General features: G+C 47.6%; 9 protein-coding genes. 8 read left to right on the top strand and 1 reads right to left on the bottom strand.

The features are described 5' to 3' along the window. Positions 1 to 80: 80 nt before the first annotated feature. From AC58QM_RS26485 to deoC, 3 genes are all read left to right on the top strand, one after another. The gene (locus AC58QM_RS26485; protein WP_497287799.1) at positions 81 to 848 is read left to right on the top strand and encodes a 16S rRNA (uracil(1498)-N(3))-methyltransferase; all 768 of its coding nucleotides are present in this window, start codon (positions 81 to 83) and stop codon (positions 846 to 848) included. Between the two features lie 5 nt (positions 849 to 853). Continuing rightward, complete coding sequence (gene mtaB, locus AC58QM_RS26480; RefSeq protein ID WP_497287798.1) at positions 854 to 2,188, top strand: tRNA (N(6)-L-threonylcarbamoyladenosine(37)-C(2))-methylthiotransferase MtaB; 1,335 nt, start codon at positions 854 to 856, stop codon at positions 2,186 to 2,188. Between the two features lie 132 nt (positions 2,189 to 2,320). After that, positions 2,321 to 3,001, top strand: coding sequence for a deoxyribose-phosphate aldolase (gene deoC / locus AC58QM_RS26475; RefSeq protein WP_497287797.1), 681 nt, complete (start codon positions 2,321 to 2,323; stop codon positions 2,999 to 3,001). Here deoC and AC58QM_RS26470 read toward each other — a convergent pair. Continuing rightward, positions 2,964 to 3,977 carry a Na/Pi cotransporter family protein gene (locus tag AC58QM_RS26470; protein ID WP_497287796.1) on the bottom strand — a complete coding sequence of 338 codons (1,014 nt, stop codon included), beginning with the start codon at positions 3,975 to 3,977 and terminating at the stop codon, positions 2,964 to 2,966. The two genes, deoC and AC58QM_RS26470, sit on opposite strands and share 38 nt — an antisense overlap. Before the next feature lie 126 nt (positions 3,978 to 4,103). Here AC58QM_RS26470 and AC58QM_RS26465 point away from each other — a divergent pair, with 126 nt between their 5' ends. From AC58QM_RS26465 to AC58QM_RS26445, 5 genes are all read left to right on the top strand, one after another. Continuing rightward, the gene (locus AC58QM_RS26465; protein WP_497287795.1) at positions 4,104 to 5,474 is read left to right on the top strand and encodes a class I SAM-dependent rRNA methyltransferase; all 1,371 of its coding nucleotides are present in this window, start codon (positions 4,104 to 4,106) and stop codon (positions 5,472 to 5,474) included. Between the two features lie 680 nt (positions 5,475 to 6,154). Continuing rightward, entirely contained in the window at positions 6,155 to 9,685 is a 3,531-nt protein-coding gene (addB, locus tag AC58QM_RS26460; protein ID WP_497287794.1) for a helicase-exonuclease AddAB subunit AddB, read from the top strand. A gap of 21 nt (positions 9,686 to 9,706) precedes the next feature. After that, complete coding sequence (gene addA / locus AC58QM_RS26455; protein ID WP_497287793.1) at positions 9,707 to 13,669, top strand: helicase-exonuclease AddAB subunit AddA; 3,963 nt, start codon at positions 9,707 to 9,709, stop codon at positions 13,667 to 13,669. Between the two features lie 53 nt (positions 13,670 to 13,722). Continuing rightward, positions 13,723 to 14,898: an exonuclease SbcCD subunit D gene (locus AC58QM_RS26450; protein ID WP_497287792.1), complete on the top strand. Its 1,176-nt coding sequence runs from the start codon at positions 13,723 to 13,725 to the stop codon at positions 14,896 to 14,898. 94 nt (positions 14,899 to 14,992) lie between these two features. Continuing rightward, on the top strand, positions 14,993 to 18,472 hold the full coding sequence (locus AC58QM_RS26445) for an AAA family ATPase (RefSeq protein WP_497287791.1): 3,480 nt from the start codon (positions 14,993 to 14,995) through the stop codon (positions 18,470 to 18,472). Positions 18,473 to 18,509: the final 37 nt, after the last annotated feature.

Genomic DNA, 18,509 nt, shown 5'->3' with positions numbered 1-18,509 from the left:
GGTATGATGGTGTGTGGTAGTTTCACTGGATCTTGATGTCCAATAAAGTTCAAAAGAACGAAGATAGAGAGGCTTTGACTATGCAGCGTTATTTTCTCCCGCCTCAGCAGTTCCATGCTTCTACACAAACCGTCACCATTGAGGGTGATGATGCACATCATCTAGGTCGTGTCATGCGGGCAGAAGTAGGAGACAAAGTGATCTGCAGCAATGGCGTGGATCGTGAAGTGCTCGTTCGTATCACTCACTTGGATAAGGGAGCTGTGACCGCGGAAATCGTGGAAGAGCTTGCGATGGATGCAGAAGCAGCAGTTGATGTGTGGATTGCACAGAGCTTGCCTAAAGGCGATAAGATGGAGCTTATTATTCAAAAAGGGACCGAGATCGGGGCAGCCCGGTTTCTTCCTTTTTTATCGGAACGAACCATTGTACAGTATGATGCGAAGAAAGAAGCTAAGCGTACAGAGCGCTGGCAGAAAATCGCAAAAGAAGCAGCCGAACAAGCGCATCGTAACCGCGTGCCGCAGATTGAGTCGGTCTACTCGTGGAAGCAACTGTTGCAGCGAGCTAAGGAAGCGGATGTCGCTTGGATTTGTTATGAGAAGGAAGACGGTCAGCAGTTAAAGCCAGCTATTCAGGCAGCTCTAGCAGCAGGCCAGCTAGGATCAGGAAAACAAGTTTTGATTGCGGTTGGCCCCGAGGGTGGATTCACAGAGCAAGAAATTAAGCAAGCTGAAGATGCTGGCTTTCGCTCGGTTTCGCTGGGGAATCGCATTTTGCGGACAGAGACGGCTGCCATGGTGGGTCTAACGTGTCTGTTCTATGAAACCGGAGAAATGGGAGGATAAGCGAAATGGCAACGGTAGCGTTTCATACACTAGGATGTAAAGTAAACTTTTATGATACAGAAGCAATTTGGCAGCTTTTCAAAAATGAGGGCTATGAACAAGTTGATTTTGAAAATACGGCAGATGTCTATGTGATTAACACATGTACAGTTACGAATACAGGGGATAAGAAAAGCCGTCAAATGATTCGACGCGCAATTCGTCGTAATCCAGAAGCGATTGTTGCTGTAACAGGCTGTTATGCACAAACGTCTCCAGCTGAAATTATGGCGATTCCAGGTGTAGACATGGTGATCGGGACGCAGGATCGTGAGAAGATTATTCCAATCGTGAAGCAATTTGAATTGGATCGTCAACCGATTAATGCAGTTCGCAACATTATGAAAACCCGCACTTTCGAAGAATTGGACGTGCCTGATTTTGCTGATCGTACACGGGCGTTTCTGAAAATTCAAGAAGGTTGCAACAACTTCTGTACATTCTGCATTATTCCGTGGTCACGCGGGTTAATGCGTAGTCGTGAACCGCAAAGCGTTATCGCACAAGCTGAGCAACTCGTTGCTGCTGGCTATCAGGAAATCGTCCTGACAGGTATTCATACGGGAGGCTATGGCGAAGATATTGAAGATTACAGCTTGGCCAAGCTGTTGAAGGATTTAGATAAAGTCGAAGGTTTGAAGCGAATCCGGATCTCCTCTATTGAAGCCAGCCAAATTACAGATGAAGTGATTGACGTTCTGAAATCTTCGGACAAAATGTGCCGTCACCTTCATATCCCGCTGCAAGCGGGCGATGATCAAGTATTAGCGCGGATGCGCCGCAAATATACGACGGCAGAATTCGCTCGTAAGATTGAGCGTCTGCACGAGATTATGCCGGATGTTGCAATCACGACGGATGTCATCGTTGGTTTCCCTGGCGAGACAGAAGAGATGTTCCGCGATGGTTACAAGTTCATGGAGCAAATGAAATTTTCAGAAATGCACGTCTTCCCTTATTCCAAACGGACAGGTACTCCTGCTGCAAGGATGGAAGATCAAGTGGATGAAGAAATCAAAAATGTGCGTGTGCATGAACTCATTGATCTCTCGGAGAAAATGCAGTTAGCTTATGCTCAGAAGTTTGTTGGAGAAGTTCTGGAGGTCATTCCAGAGCGTACCTACAAAGGTGCACCGGATAGTGGGCTGTACAGCGGTTATTCGGATAACTATGTGCAATTAGTTTTTGAAGGTTCAGAAGAGATGATCGGTCAAGTGTGCCGTGTTAAGGTTACGGAAGCTGGCGTGAATGAAAGCAAAGGACAACTTGTGCGCATTCTTGAAGGCGTAGTGAATCTGTAAGTGAAGCTTTAGGCAAGTACCTACCTCTACTCGTGGTCGTTCCTATTGAAGGACTGCGATAGAGGTTTTCTCGATTGCACGAGAGCATAGCAGGTAAGGATGAAATAACAATATTAGATGAGGTGCTTTTCGATGACGTTAAACGCGAAAGAAATTGCTAGCTATATTGACCATACACTTTTGAAAGCAGATGCAAGTACAGCTGCGATTCACAAATTGTGCGAGGAAGCGGCACAACATCAATTTTTCAGCGTGTGTGTAAATTCACAATTTGTTGCTACAGCTGCTAAAGCATTGGAAGGAACCGGAGTTAAGGTTGCTGCTGTAGTTGGCTTCCCTCTTGGCGCGAGTTTGAGTGAAGTGAAAGCATTTGAAGCGGCAAAAGCTGTTGAAAACGGCGCAGCTGAAATCGATACGGTATTGCCAATCGGATTACTATTGGAAGGGCAACTTGATGCCGTTCGTTCTGATATTAAACAAGTTGTAGATGCTGTCAAAGGGAAAGCCATCGTCAAAGTAATCATGGAAACAGGTTTCTTGAATGATGAGCAAAAAATAGCGGCATGCCGTCTTTCTGAAGAAGTGGGTGCTCATTTTGTCAAAACTTCGACTGGCTTTGGCCCAGGTGGAGCTACGGTTGAAGATGTTCGCTTGATGCGTCAAAATGTGTCCAGCACGATTGGTGTGAAAGCATCAGGTGGAGTACGTGATGTTGAGACAGCGATTGCGATGATCGAAGCGGGTGCGACAAGATTAGGTACTAGTTCAGGTGTAGCTATTGTGAACGGAACTCAAGGCGCTTCCACATACTAAGATAGCATAAAGGCAATGCAACTAAGGAACCTACGATGTTGAAAATGGTTTGGGAACGGGCAATTTGTGAAGCGGCGTCATCAGCAAGCAAGGCTGAAAGACTAACGAGCACATGAATAATAGGGTAAAAGAGGATCGCACCTCCGACATTCAGCAGAACATGCGACCATGCGACGTATCGACCGGCGCGTGAACTGCTCATGCCGGCGATCAGCGCAGTGACACAGGTGCCGACATTGGCTCCTATGGTTATTGCAACGCCAAGCTCGACAGGCAGTGCCTGAGAAGCGGCAAGGCTCATCGCCATAGCGATGACGGCTGCGCTGCTATGCACGAGCGCGGTCACTGCTGCGCCAGCGAGGATGCCCCAGAGCAGACTTGTCTGCGCCTGCTGCACGAACCAAGTGAAGAGACCGCGGGACTGCAGCGCAGGCCCGATGGTTTGCATGATCTCGATGCCGAGCAGCACGAGCGAGAAGCCAGCTACCGCGAGCGAGCCGTAGCGGACGCTGCGCAGCCAGGGGCGCCCACCGTCGTGCATAGCGGCGGTCTGCGGGGCGCTGGTCGCGCGTCCGCTTGTCTGAGGCAGCGGACCGGCAAGCCAGCTCGCCAGCCAGACGCAGGCGCTGGCGATCAGGATCGGCACGCCGATGCCACCTATGCTGAGCCCGATCAGCTCAGTGGTGAGGCACGTGCCGATGTTCGTTCCGAGAATCACGCCAAGTGTTCTCGGGAAGGACAGGACGCCAGCGCCGACGAGGCCGATGGCGATGACTGTGATGGCGGTGCTGCTCTGCAGCGCCGCGGTTAGTACGGTGCCGGTGATGAGGCCGCGCACCGGTGTGCGGGTGAACCGCTCCAGCCACAGCTGGAGGCGAGGGCCTGCCCAGGTCTGAAGCGAGGATTCCATCAGCTTCATTCCGAGCAGGAATAAAATAAAGCCTGTGAGTACAGGCAAAATAATCGCATGAATCATGAGAGGATCTCCTTTTCGTGAGTGTACCACGTTTTCGTTTTCAACCAATATATGTGACCGTACAGACAAGCATGACAAGCCAGATGATGTAGGTGAACGGTTTCACGCAAAGGACGGCTATACAATATGGCAGCAGTATTTTTAAATAAAAAACGCAAACCTCGCTTGGAGCAAGGACATCCATGGGTTTATAAGAGTGAAATCGAGCGGACGGATGGAGATATCGTACCTGGACAGCTTGTATCTGTTCAGAACCACCTAGGCAAGTATCTAGCAACTGGCTATTACAACGAAAATTCACAGCTAACGGTACGTATTGTATCGTATAGCCCGATTGAGGCGATGACGACGGAGTTTTTCGTCGAACGATTTACTCGTTGTTTCCTTCATCGTCAGCGCTTTGTGAAAGGAGCGCAGTCCTATCGCTTGGTTTATGGAGAAGCCGATTTCCTGCCAGGACTCATTGTAGATAAATTCGAGAACACGCTAGTTATTCAGCTTTTGACCTTGGGAATGGACCTCTGCCGGGAGAACATCGTGGAAGCGTTGGTACAAGTCATGAAGCCTGCAGGGATTTATGAGCGAAGTGACGTTTCCATTCGTGAGTTAGAAGGTCTTAAACAGACGAAAGGGCTTCTATTCGGAGATTGTGCGAAGCATGTTGATATTCTTGAGAATGGCCTTCGGATCCGGGTGGATATTGAGGAAGGTCAGAAGACGGGTTACTTCTTCGATCAACGTGAGAATCGTGCGGCTATCGCGCCGTTGATGACTGGCTGGGGTCACCGCAGTGGCATTCAATTGTCAGAAGTCGAAGAGAATGGCGTTAAGCAAATGCTGCCTGTGAATGCAAATGGCAAAGTAGTGACGTTCCCGCTTTGGGACGGAGCTTCTGTGTTGGAATGCTTCTCGCATACGGGGAGCTTTACGCTAAATGCTTGTCAATTTGGTGCCAAAAAAGTGACCTGCCTCGATATTTCTGAGCATGCCATCGAAAGTGCACGTACAAACGTTGCATTGAATGGCTTCGAAGATCGCGTTGAATTCGTTGTTGCAGATGCTTTTGAATACTTGCGTACACAAGTTAAAGGCTTGGATGAGCGTAAGCTTCGCTCTGCTGCTGCGACAGGACAAGCCAAAGTCGACACTTCTAAGCCAGTGGGTACTGGCGGCAGAACATGGGATGTTGTAATCCTTGATCCGCCAGCCTTCGCCAAGACCAAAAGTGCTGTTGAAGGAGCATGCCGAGGCTATAAAGATATTAACTTACACGGGATGAAGCTTGTGAATGAAGGTGGTTATCTGGTCACAGCTAGCTGCTCATATCACATGCATCCAGAATTGTTCCTAGAAACCATTCATGCCGCGGCAACAGATGCTGGGAAGCTGCTGCGCTTGATTGAGTTCCGTGGAGCAGGCATGGATCACCCGCGCATTCTTGGCGTAGATGAGGGGCATTATTTGAAATTTGCTATTTTTGAAGTGCGCAGTAAATAAGCTGATATTTTCAGTGAATTAAGCAAAGCTGGTTAATCTGGCTTTGTTTTTTTGTCTTGTTTACAGGGATAGTGGGAGGGGGGCGACGGAGGTGAAGTGATAGGCTAGCGGGAATCGTTCGATTAAGTCGATAAAATCGAGTTACGGGAGAGAATCGGTGAGATTCTAGTCGTGCAAGTCGAAAAAATCGAGTTACGGGAGAGAATCGGTGTGATTCTAGTCGTGTAAGTCGAAAAAATCGAGTTACGGGAGAGAATTAGTGCGATTCTAGTTATGTAAGTCGAAAAAATCGAGTTACGGGAGAGAATTAGTGCGATTCTAGTTGTGTAAGTCGAAAAAATCGAGTTACGGGAGAGAAACGGTGTGATTCAAGTCGTGTAAGTCGAAAAACGAGTTACGGAAGAGAATTGGCAAATACGCAATTTCCAGCGAAATAGTGTTTGCTCTATAAAACCCTTGTATCACATTAGTTTTCATAGCATATTCCTTTTTGTTTTTTGCTTTTCATGCTATACTAATAGAATGTACGTTCGTATTTCCTGTTCGAAATGTATCCCCAAGAACCCCCTCCATGATCTACCACGCCGACTCATCCATTGAAATATGCTAGAATAGAAAGATAGAAAACGAGAATTGCTTACGAAGCAAGCTTTCCGACGGAAAGTGTTAGGAGGCCTTGAATGTCCATTCGATTCGTGCTCGGTAGAGCCGGTAGCGGCAAGAGTGAGCGCTGTTTGACAGAAATGAAGCAGCAGCTAGCATCGGCACCTGAAGGTGACCCGTTAATTCTGCTTGTCCCAGAACAAGCCACATTTCAAGCTGAGCATGCACTAGTATCAGATCCAAGTATCCGCGGGATGATCCGTGCGCAAGTGCTGAGTTTTCACCGTTTAGCGTGGCGTGTGATGCAAGAGGAAGGCGGCACAGCGAGACTGCCTATTGATGATACAGGAAAGAAACTGCTGTTAACGAGCATTTTACATAAATACAAAGATAAGCTTCGCCTCTTCGGTCATTCTGCTGAGCAAATGGGCTTCGTTGACCGTTTGAACCAGCTTTTCACAGAAATGAAGCGGTATTGTGTGACGGCAGAACAGCTGGAGACACATGAGAATAAACGAGTGACTAACCTTGGTGAGCATGGCTTGCTGCGAGATAAAATGCACGATATCCAACTCGTCTATCGACACTTTGAGTCAGAGCTTGCCAAGCAGTATTTGGACGGTGAAGATTACTTGACACTGCTTGCTGAACAAGTGACTAACTCTAGTTATTTGCGTTCATCTTCGGTGTGGATAGATGGGTTTCACGGGTTTACTCCTCAAGAATTCAAGGTGCTTGGTGCTTTATTTGCTGCGTGCAAACAAGTGACAATTACGTTATGTCTGGATCGAGAGGTGCAGGCAGGTGATACGCCGGATGAGTTGGATTTATTTCATCCTACGGCTACGACGATGGTACGTTTGCAGGAGATGATTTGGCAATTAGGCCTTAATTCGGCAGAGGTTCTTCAACTTACGCCACACCGTTCGCCGCGCTACGAAGATAGTCCTGCGCTTGCGTATTTAGAGCAAAATTTTGATCGACGAATTGGTGGGGGAGCTCCCAAGTATCAGACTTCTCCTGGGGAAAAGATAGCTGATCAGCTTGTTATTAGAGAAGCGGTTCATCGCCGTGCTGAGGTTGAAGGTGCCGTGCGTGACATGCTGCAATTAGTTCGCGAGCAAGGCGTACGGTGGCGTGAAATGGCCATCATGGTGCGGAATATGGAAGGTTATCAGGATTTGTTAAATATGGTGCTTACGGATTATGAGATTCCTCACTTTTTTGATCAGAAGCGTTCGGTGCTTCATCATCCACTCGTGGAATTTATACGTTCTGCACTCGAAGTTGTTCAACATAACTGGCATTACGATGCCGTATTTCGTTGTATCAAAACAGATTTACTGCTGCCTCCAGGTGCGACGTCACAGAGGACTGAGCTGGATAAATTAGAGAATTACGTGCTTGCCTTCGGGATTCAAGGTTATCGATGGACAGATGGTAAACCTTGGACCTATCAATTCCGTGCCAACTTGGAACAAGATGAGGATCAACTGCAAGAACAATCGGCCGAGCTTCAAGCATTAAATACGAGCAAATCGTGGGTTGTGCGCCCGTTACTAGCTTTATCTAATCGCCTTGCTCAAGCGCGTACAGTTAAGGCTCAGGTTGAAGCTGTTTATGAGCTCTTACTATCTGTTCAAGCACCAGAGAAGTTGGAAGCATGGACTCAGCAAGCAACACGGGATGGAAAGCCAGAAAAAGCCCGCGAACATGGACAAATGTGGAACAGTGTGATGGATATGCTGGATCAATTGGTAGAAACCATGGGCGATGATGAGCTTTCTTTAGAGCTGTTTAACGGTCTTATTGAAACAGGAATGGAAAGCATGAAGCTGGGGTTAGTTCCGCCTTCAATGGATCAATTGCTGATTGGAAGCATGGATCGGACACGATCAAGCGGGATTCGGTATGCTTATATTTTAGGTGTAAATGATGGGGTAATTCCTGCACAAATGGCTGAAAAAGGTGTCCTCACAGAAGCAGAACGAAGCGTTCTGATGGACTCTGGTTTGCCTATGGCTGATGGAAGTCGCCGGAAGCTGTTGGATGAGCAATTTATCGTTTATACATCGTTGACTGTTCCAGGAAAACGGCTTTGGATCAGTTACCCGCTAGCGGATGAAGAAGGGAAATCGTTATTGCCTTCAGAGCTAATAAGACAAATGCGACAGCTTTTTCCGGGAACAGAAGGGTCACTACTTCTTGCTGAACCGTCTGTGGAATTGCCAGAAAATGAGCAAGCAGCTTATTTAGCTCATCCGAAACAGGCGATCTCCTATTTGGCTGTTCGTATGAAGCATTGGATGCTGGGAGGGCGCATGTCAGAGCTATGGTGGGACGCGTACAATTGGTATGTGGATCAACCCGACTGGCAATTAAAACTGCAATCTCTTGTACAGGCATTACAATATACCAACAAAGAGAAGGGGCTTAGCTCCACAACCAGTAAACAGTTATATGGTCAGCATTTACGTGCCAGTGTTTCACGGATGGAGAAGTTTGTAGCATGTCCGTTCTCTCATTTCATTTCGCATGGATTACGATTGCAGGAGCGTCGCGTATATCGTTTGGATGCACCGGATATCGGTCAATTGTTCCACGCAGTCTTAAATCAATTTGTGCAAAAGCTTCAGCAAGACCAGCTAGATTGGGGAGCATTATCTGCTGAGCAGTGTATGGAAAGGTCTGCACAAGTGGTGGATGAGCTAGCACCAAGACTTCAAGGTGAAATTCTATTAAGCTCAAGTCGTTATGCGTATATTGCAAGGAAATTAAAGCAAGTAGTTGGACGAGCTGCCATTATACTCGGTGAACATGCCAAGCATGGGCAATTTCAACCTCTAGGTCTTGAAATAGATTTTGGTCCAGGAAAGGATTTGCCTTCCCTGACATTTGAATTAGAAAACGGTTGTACGATGGAGATTATCGGCCGAATCGACCGAGTAGATCGAGCTGATGGTGAGCAAGGTGTTCTTTTGCGCGTAATTGACTACAAATCTAGTCAAACTGACTTGCGGCTTTCAGAGGTGTATTACGGACTTTCGCTACAGATGCTTACGTACCTGGATGTTATTCTTACACATGCAGAAACATGGCTAGGTGTTGAGGCGAAGCCTGCGGGCGTACTGTATTTCCATGTGCATAACCCTATGCTTCAACAGAAAAATGCCCTAGATCCTGCTTCCGTCGAGAAAGAGCTGCGCAAAAGATTCAAAATGAAGGGCTTGGTTACAGCAGATGCTGAAGTAGCTGGCTTAATGGATGATGAGCTAATAAACAGCTCAGGGCATTCACAACTCATTCCTGTTGCCTTGAAGAAGGATGGAAGCTTTTACTCGACTTCGTCGGTGGCAACGGATGAACAATGGCATACATTGCGAACGTATGTTCGAAAACAAGTGAAGCAAATTGGAACGAACATTACAGATGGTCATGTAGATATTGCTCCTTATCGTTTAGGGAAAAAGTCTGCCTGCCAGCATTGTTCGTATACCGCAATTTGTCAAATAGATCCCTTATTTGAGGGGAATGACATTCAAGTTTTCCGACCGCGTGCAAAGGATCAGGTATGGACGGAACTGGCTGCGCACGTCAGCCAATCGTGAAGGTAGAAAGGAGCGTACAAGGTGACACAACAGCAAGAACCTAAACCCCTTGGAAGTACATGGACGGATGATCAATGGGATGCCATTACCCTCAAAGGGCAAAACATGCTCGTTGCCGCTGCAGCGGGCTCTGGTAAAACGGCCGTACTCGTGGAACGTATCATTCGACGGATTTCCAATGAGTGGGAACCGATTGACGTAGATCGATTACTCGTCGCAACCTTTACGAAGGCAGCAGCTTCCGAAATGAAGCATCGGATTCGTGAGGCACTTGAAAAAGAATTAATGAAACAGCCGCATTCGCAGCATTTGCGCAAGCAATTAGCTTTGATGGGCAAGGCTTCAATTACAACTTTGCATTCCTTTTGTTTAGAAGTTGTTCAACGTTATTTCAGCCTTATCAAATTGGATCCTGGCTTTCGCATAGCGAATGAAACAGAGGCTGATTTACTTCGCCAGGATTTGCTAGGTGAGATGCTGGAAGAATATTATGCAGCAAGTGATGAGAACAGCGCTTTCTGGAGCTTGGTTGACTCTTTTAGCGGTGAGCGCAATGATAGCGCGATAATGCTGCTGATCCAGAAGCTTTACGACGTATCTCGTAGTCATCCTTGGCCGGAGCATTGGTTAAGAGGGACGGCGTCTATGTTTGGGCCTCCAGAGCAACATACGGACCGAGTAGAGGTGGAGGAAGAAAGAAATGTAATTGAAGAAGCACTGCCCTATGTTGCCGTGGCATCAGCGCCCGTGGATTATTCGTTATGGGAGCAGAGTCTAGTTCGAGATCTTTCTCTGGAATTAGAAGGGGCAGCGGATTTACTAGGACAAGCGATTAACATCGCAGAATCCCCTGGAGGACCTGCCCCTTATATTGAAAATCTGCGTGATGATTTAGAGCTTGTTCATAATTTATTGGAAACAACGACGTATCCCTGGTCCGTCTTGTATCGTGGTTTTCAAACCGTAGAGTTCGGTAAACTCAAAGCCTGTAAAGGTGATGATTACGATAAAGGACTGCAAGAAGAAGTCAAAGAATTACGCAATAAGGCAAAGGAACAAATTAATAAATTAAAAGATGAGCTTTTCGGACGTACACCAGAACAATTTCATCAAGAAATTACAGAAATGGCGCCGTTGCTTCATGTTCTCGTTGATCTCATTGTTGATTTTGGACATCGATATCAATCGGCAAAAGCAGCGAAAGGTCTGATTGACTTTGCTGATTTGGAGCATTACTGTTTGCAAATTTTAAGTGCGCCAGGTTCCATGCCTGGTGAATTGTACCCTTCTGAAGCAGCCCAATCCTATCGGAAACAATTTGCCGAAGTCTTGTTGGATGAATATCAAGATACGAATCGTGTCCAAGAAGCGATTGTCGAGTTGATTTCAACCTCAAAGCCAGGAAATCGTTTTATGGTTGGTGATGTGAAACAAAGTATTTATCGTTTTCGATTGGCAGAACCTGGTCTATTTTTAGAAAAGTACAAAGCGTATCGTTCCAATAAGGAAGCTGATACCGATCATGAATTGAACGGTGGACGCATTGATTTAGCGAGAAATTTTCGAAGTCGTATTCAAGTGGTCGATGCTGTTAACTTTATTTTTAAACAAATGATGAATGAAACCGTGGGTGAAATTGCCTACGATGAACGTGCTGAATTGGTATATGGAGCGGGTTACCCGCCGTCTGCGTCGGATTGTTCTGTGGAGATGTTGTTGATTGACCGTGGCAAAGATGGCACGGATAAGAGCGAAGTATTCAATGAAGAATCCGATGAAACTGGGGATGACATGACTGCTGATGGTGCAGAAAATGGGGTGGATCCTGCGCTAGAAGCGGAAGAGCTGGAAACGGCACAGCTTGAAGCTCGTACTATCGCTCTTCAAATCAGAGGGCTGTTGGGCTCAGGGGGTCAAGAATCATTTCAAGTTTTTGATAAAAGATCAGGCGGTGATCGCCCTGCAACCTACAGGGATATCGTAATATTACTAAGAGCAACTCAAGCCTGGTCCCCGATTTTAATTGACGAGCTAAAGAAACAAGGCATTCCTGCTTATGCAGAGTTAAGTACAGGTTACTTCTCTGCAACGGAAGTCGAAACCATGCTTTCATTATTAAAAGTTATCGACAACCCTTATCAGGACGTTCCATTGGCTGCTGTATTACGTTCTCCGATGGTAGGACTGACAGCTGAAGACTTGGCGCAGATTCGAGTTGCGGATAAATCCGTAGCTTTCTATGAGTCTGTATTACGTACAGTCCAACATAGTTTAATTACACAAAAAGACGAACTATCAATTAAATTGGAGCAGTTTCTTGTGCAATTGGAACAATGGCGTAATGACGCTAGACAAGGCTCTCTCGCTGACTTGATATGGCATATTTTTAGACAAACAGGCTATTACGATTTCGCTGGTGGTTTACCTGGCGGCATGCAAAGACAAGCTAATCTACGAGCGCTTTATGATAGAGCGAGACAATACGAGAGTACATCGCTTCGTGGATTGTTCCGTTTCTTACGCTTTATCGAGCGGATGAAAGAAAGTGGCGGCGATCTTGGGACCGCGCGTGCACTCGGTGAACAGGAAGATGTCGTACGCATTATGTCCATTCATAAGAGTAAGGGCTTGGAGTTTCCTGTTGTTTTTGTGGCTGGTATGGCCAAGATGTTTAATCAGCGAGATTTGAATGAGGCGTTCTTATTGCATAAGGAGTTGGGTTTTGGTCCGCGATTCGTAGATACCACGTTACGTGTTAGTTACCCTACTCTACCTTCACTTGCCATTAAGAAAAGGCTAAAGCTTGAACTTCTAGCGGAAGAAATGCGCGTCCTATATGTCGCACTCACAAGAGCGCGGGAGAAATTGTATTTGCTAGGCACGGTAAAATCTCTCGATAAGCTCTTAAAGGGTTGGGGGCGCCACTTATCACGAGATACTTGGTATTTGCCTGATTTTGAGTTGGCTAAAGCGAAGAGTTATTTGGATTGGGTTGGACCTGCTCTGCTGCGTCATCCCGATGCGACTTTGTGGCGTGAGCGGCTTGGAATCAGTGAAGATTCATCAGATGTTCGATTGCTGCGTGATCCATCTCAGTGGAAGTTGACTGTGATAACACCAGATAGTCTACAGACGCTGGATGTACTTAATGATGAGGTAGTTGTGCCAGATCATGATCGTTTCATGGCGATTCAACAACGAGAAGCAGTTGATACCTCTGGGAAGTGGAAAGAGGCATTAGAAGCGCGGCTATCATGGGAATATGACTTTCCGGATGCGCCGAAGCACTTTGCCAAAACGACGGTTTCGGAAATGAAACGGTTATCTGAATTGAATCGTATTGCAGATGAATTTGAGTCGCCTGTCCATGCTGATACTTTATTCAACCAAGGTACCGTGCCAATGGTCAGTCAACCAGCGGCTTCGATATGGCGTAGACCGAGATTTATGGAAGAGAAGAAGTTAACGGCAGCAGAGAAAGGGACCGTTGTTCATGCCGTTATGCAAAACATGTCTTTGGTCGATACGCCTACCGAGGCAAGCATTCAAACAACGCTCCAAGAGATGTTGAATAAACAAACGATGACGCAGGATCAGCGTGATGTGGTAGATATTCCTGTTATATTGAAATTTTTTGAGACATCGGTGGGCAAACGAATGATTCAGTCGCGCAATGTGCAGCGAGAGGTTCCATTTAGTTATGGATTGCCAGCAGATGAGGTGTATTCTGAGACAGATCCATCCACATTAGGCGAGACTGTGCTTATTCAAGGGGTTATTGATTGTCTATTTGAAGATGAGCTGGGTTTAGTTCTCGTGGATTATAAGACAGATGCCGTAAGGGGCAGCACCGAATCAGAACTTCAAACTCGCTATGAGAAGCAAATTACGTTATATGCACGAGCAGTGGAACATATTTGGAAACGTCCTGTTCAGGGGAAGTTTCTCTATTTCTTTGACGGAGCTAAACTAGTAGAAATGTAGGGAAATAGTAGATTGAAATAGATATCGTGGAACATTCAGAAAGGAGATGAGACATGCGAATTTTACACACGGCGGATTGGCATTTTGGACGAGCCTTGGAAGGGCGCAGCCGCATGGAAGAGCAGGTCGCTTTCATGGATGAGCTCGTCTCTATTGTAGAAGATCAAGCAATTGATTTGGTATTAATTGCTGGTGATATTTATGACAGCGTGAACCCTCCTGCGGCAGCGGAACAGTTATTTTATGAAGGCATTGCGAGACTTGCGAATGGTGGTAAAAGGCAAGTCGCGATTATTTCTGGCAATCACGATCATCCGGATCGACTTGCGGCTTCGGGTCCATTAGCTGCAGCACAAGGGATCACGTTGATTGGTTTACCGATTCCAGATATTCAATCCATTGGCATAGCGCGAACGGGTGAGCTTGCTCGCCTAATCGCTTTACCGTATCCTTCGGAATCTCGTTTAAAGGAATTGCTATCTGATATTGCGGAGGAAGAAGTACTGCGCAGCAAATATTCAGAGCGGGTTGGTGTTCTAATTCGTAAGCAAGCAGCATCTTTCGAGAGCGGTACTGTGAATTTGATCATGAGTCATCTCTACGTACTAGGCGGTCATGAAACGGAATCGGAACGTCCTATTCAAGTTGGCGGTGCTTATACGGTTGATACAACCGCTTTGACAGCAGGGGCACAATATGTCGCACTAGGTCATTTGCATCGCCCGCAAAATGTAAAGGCTGAGTCTCTTATTCGATATAGTGGATCGCCAATCGCCTATAGCTTCTCAGAAGCAGGTCAAGCCAAATCTGTGACGATTCTTGATCTTGCGCCAGGGCAGGTGGCGGAGCCGCAGGAGATTTTCTTGACCTCGGGTCGTCCACTGGTGAGTTGGAAGGCCAAGGAAGGAATTGGACAGGTGCATCAATGGCTGGATGAACAAAAAGATAGCACAGCATGGATTGACTTGGAGATCACAATGACATCTGCCATGTCCATTGAACAAATACAAGCATTACGCAAAGCTTATGATGGATTCGTCCATATTCGTCCCATCTATCCAGAAATGGAAGCAGTGCGATCAACTATGCCGAAGGCGGCTTTTTCGATGGAAGAGCATTTTACACGCTTTTATGCTCGCCAAACGGGAGGCGCACAGCCAGAGCCTGCGCTAATTCAATTGTTTTTGGAGCTGTTGGAAGAGAAAGATTTAGGGGATGCGTCAGGTTGAGTAAACTGCGAGGCAAGAGAGATAAGAAAATTGATCTTTTCCCCAATTAGTGCTTGTGGATAACTTGGGGGAATGATGAAAGGAGGATAGCACGATGCGTCCAATACAGCTACAGATGTCTGGTTTGCAAAGCTATCGGGAGCTGCAGACGATTGATTTTAGCCAACTCGTAGATGCGGGTGTTTTTGGTATATTTGGGCCAACGGGAAGTGGGAAATCCTCGATTCTTGATGCGATCACTCTTTCGTTATATGGCAAAGTAGAAAGAGCAAGCGGAGGCACGCAAGCGATAATGAATCATGCGGAGCAAACGCTGTTCGTTTCTTTTACATTTGAACTGACGAATGCGACGAGTACAGAGCGTTACCGAGTTGAGCGGCAATTCAAGCGTGGGGCAGAGATGTCCATTAATGGAACCATCTCACGTCTTTTACATATACGCGATAGTGAAACGATCGTGCTCGCAGATAAGGCAGGTGAGGTCAATCAACAGATCCAGAGTATTCTAGGGCTGTCGATGCAAGACTTTACAAGAGCTGTTGTACTCCCACAAGGGAAGTTTGCTGAGTTTCTGACCTTGACAGGGAAAGATCGTAGACAAATGCTGCAACGACTTTTCCATCTTGAAACCTATGGTGACCATTTAAGTGCTAAGGTTAGCTCTAAAGTAAAAGAAACGGACAGCGCAGTTAAACAACTTGCTGCGGAACAGCAAGGTTTAGGTGATGCGACCACTTCCGCGTTGGAGGAAGCAAATAACAAATTGCTTGAGACAGAACAAGAAGCGGTTCGCAGTCGACTCCATTTGGAACAGCAGGAGAAGGCTTATGAGGAAAATAAGCAAGTCTACCAGTGGATTCAGGAATCGGAATTTCTAGCCGTTGAGCAACAGAAGCATCAAGAACATGATGGGTTTATTGCCGAAAAGGAACATCTGTTGAAGCTCGCAGAACAAGCGGAGCGGGTAGTTCCTTACTTAGATCAGCATAAGTTGGCAGTAAAAGAAGTGCTGTCAAACGAAGGGCTGCTAGAAACAGCAACATCTTCACAGGTGATTGCCGAAACGGTTTTTAAACAGGCGACGATAGCTTTTGACAAAGCACAACATGATTTAGAGGTGCAGGAAGGACCACTCGTACTCCGTTTGGATCAATTGGAACAAGCGCTAGTTATTCAAAAGGAGCTTGAACAGGTTCAACAGCACATTCAACTTACACAAACACAAGAGGCTGAAGTCAAGTCGGCGCTTTCTAGTTTACAAGTAGAGATTACTAAATCCAATGAGACGAAACAAAAAGCAGTGGCGAAACAAAACGAACTGAAAGCACAATTGAAGCTAGTAGAGACGGATGCTACCAAGAGGCAACTGCTGCAAAGTGCTGTTGTTCAGAAAAAAGCAATATTACAGCTTCAGACACAAGAGTTGGAAGCGAAGCGAAATACAGAAGATAAAAAGTCTGCGAGTTTGGCAGTGAAACATGCCAGAGGCGCGGTTGTGGACAAGCAAACGGATCTTTATGCGAAGCTAATCGGATGGTTTTCTTCCTATGCTGATTGGGAGGAGCAAATACAGAGACAAGACGGCTTTTATACAACGTTTGTTGAAAGATTACAAGATTGGCTGGAAACACAACGTAAACTGCAGAAAGATCTTGAACGACACAATTTGGCCGCTTTGCTAGCTGCTGAACTGGAAGCGGGTGAACCCTGTCCGGTCTGTGGAGGATTGGATCATCCGGCTCTTCGTTTGAGCATAGGAACCTCCGTAACTACAAGTGAAACCGCCCGTTCTGAAGGTTTGTTGGATCAAGTAGAGCAACTGCTACGTCTGGCGAAAGAAAGACAATTTGAAAGTGCTCAAGTATTTCGGAAAATGGCTAATGTGAAACAGCAGGCTACAACGCTGTCTTTCCCAAGCGAAGTAGTAGAGAAGCAGGAAGACGATGCGATCAAGCCCCTTGCTTTACAAGAAGCTGCAGCAGGCAAAGAAGCGCATGAACTTCTGGATGTGCGTAGTTCATATGCAGACCTGAGTGTGACAGATTGGCTCAATGAATGGGATAGTATGGAATCATTCTTCCGAGCAACTGCTTCGCAGATAGAAGAATGTGAGAACATGTATCAAGCTTTACAGATGGAGCATTCCCATCTTGCCAAACAGGAACTCGTTCTCAGTACGCAGGAGCATGCCGCGTCTAGTTTGTTGGTCGAAGCAGAAAGTAGGCTCAACGGGTTAAAGGAAGGTATTCGTGAGCAAAGAGATCAATGGGATTCACATTATGCAGGTTTATTATGGGATAAAGTTGATGATCAACTTCATCAACTCCTTGATAACGAGCGACTAGCCGACGAATTGCGTGGACGCCTCGAGAAGAGCATTCCTTTTCTGGAGGAGCTCATCGCCAACATCGAGCGACTTCACCTTGCTGCACAGGAGCGTGACCGTACAGCCTTGCAGCTCCATGAGCGGCTGCAAGGGCTCGCGCAGCTCGCCGCCGACAAGTCGCGGCAGCTCGCTCTGCGCGCGCCTGGCGCGGCGGTGCCGCAGCTCATCGCGGAGGCGACCTCCGCGCTTGCCCAGCTGCGGCAGCTCGCGCAGCAGACCAAGCTCGCGCACGCTGCTGCGCAGCGCGAGCAGTCCCTGGCGGCGCAGCGCTACAGCGCCGCCGCCGAAGCCGCTGCCGCCGCCGCGCGGCAGCAGGTGCAAACCGAGCGCGCGCTTGCCGGCGCGCTCGAGAAGAGCGGCTTCGCGTCGCGCGAAGCCGCAGAGGCCGCGGCGCTGGCGCCTGAGCAGCGCCGCGATTGGGCGCAGCTCGCGGCGGAGCACCGCGAGCGTGAGCAGGCGCTGCGCGCCCAGCTGGCGCAGCTGGCAGCGAAGCTGCAGGGCCGCGTGCTGAGCGCGGCCGAGTGGGCGCAGTCGCAGGCGCAGCTGAGCGACGCGAAGGCTGGCGCCGAGGCCGCGCTGGAGGCGCGGGCCAAGGCGGCGCAGGGCGCAAGCGAGCTCGCTGCGCGGCACTTGCGCTGGTGCGAGCTCGAGGCGCAGCGGATGGAGCAAGCGACGCAGCTGGAGCGGCTTGGGAAGCTGCAAGCCGTGCTCAAGGCCAACGCCTTCGTCGAGTATCTCGCCGAAGAGCAGTTGATGCAAGTAAGTCGTGCCGCATCGGAGCGACTTGGGGAATTGACGCGTAGACGATATGGCATTGAAGTCGACTCTGGCGGTGGCTTCGTCATTCGTGATGATGCGAATGGCGGGGTGAAACGTCCGGTGGGTACATTATCCGGCGGAGAAACATTCCTTACCTCTTTAGCATTGGCCTTAGCCTTGTCCGCACAGATTCAACTAAAAGGCGAATATCCGTTGGAGTTTTTCTTCCTTGATGAAGGCTTTGGTACGCTTGACCAAGAGTTGCTAGATATGGTGATTGGTGCACTAGAAAAGCTGCATACAGACCGACTAGCCGTAGGTGTTATCTCGCACGTGCCAGAACTGCGAGCGAGACTCGTTCGCAAACTAATCGTTCATCCGGCAGAACCTTCAGGTCGTGGAAGTCGTATTTCACTCGAAGAGCTTTGAGAATACTTGTCTCTGTGTGCCGAAGTTGAAGCACGGA

The organism is Paenibacillus sp. J22P165 (genome assembly GCF_059692015.1).
The sequence above is the reverse complement of the archived record's forward strand: the minus strand, read 5'-3'. Positions and strand labels throughout refer to the sequence as shown.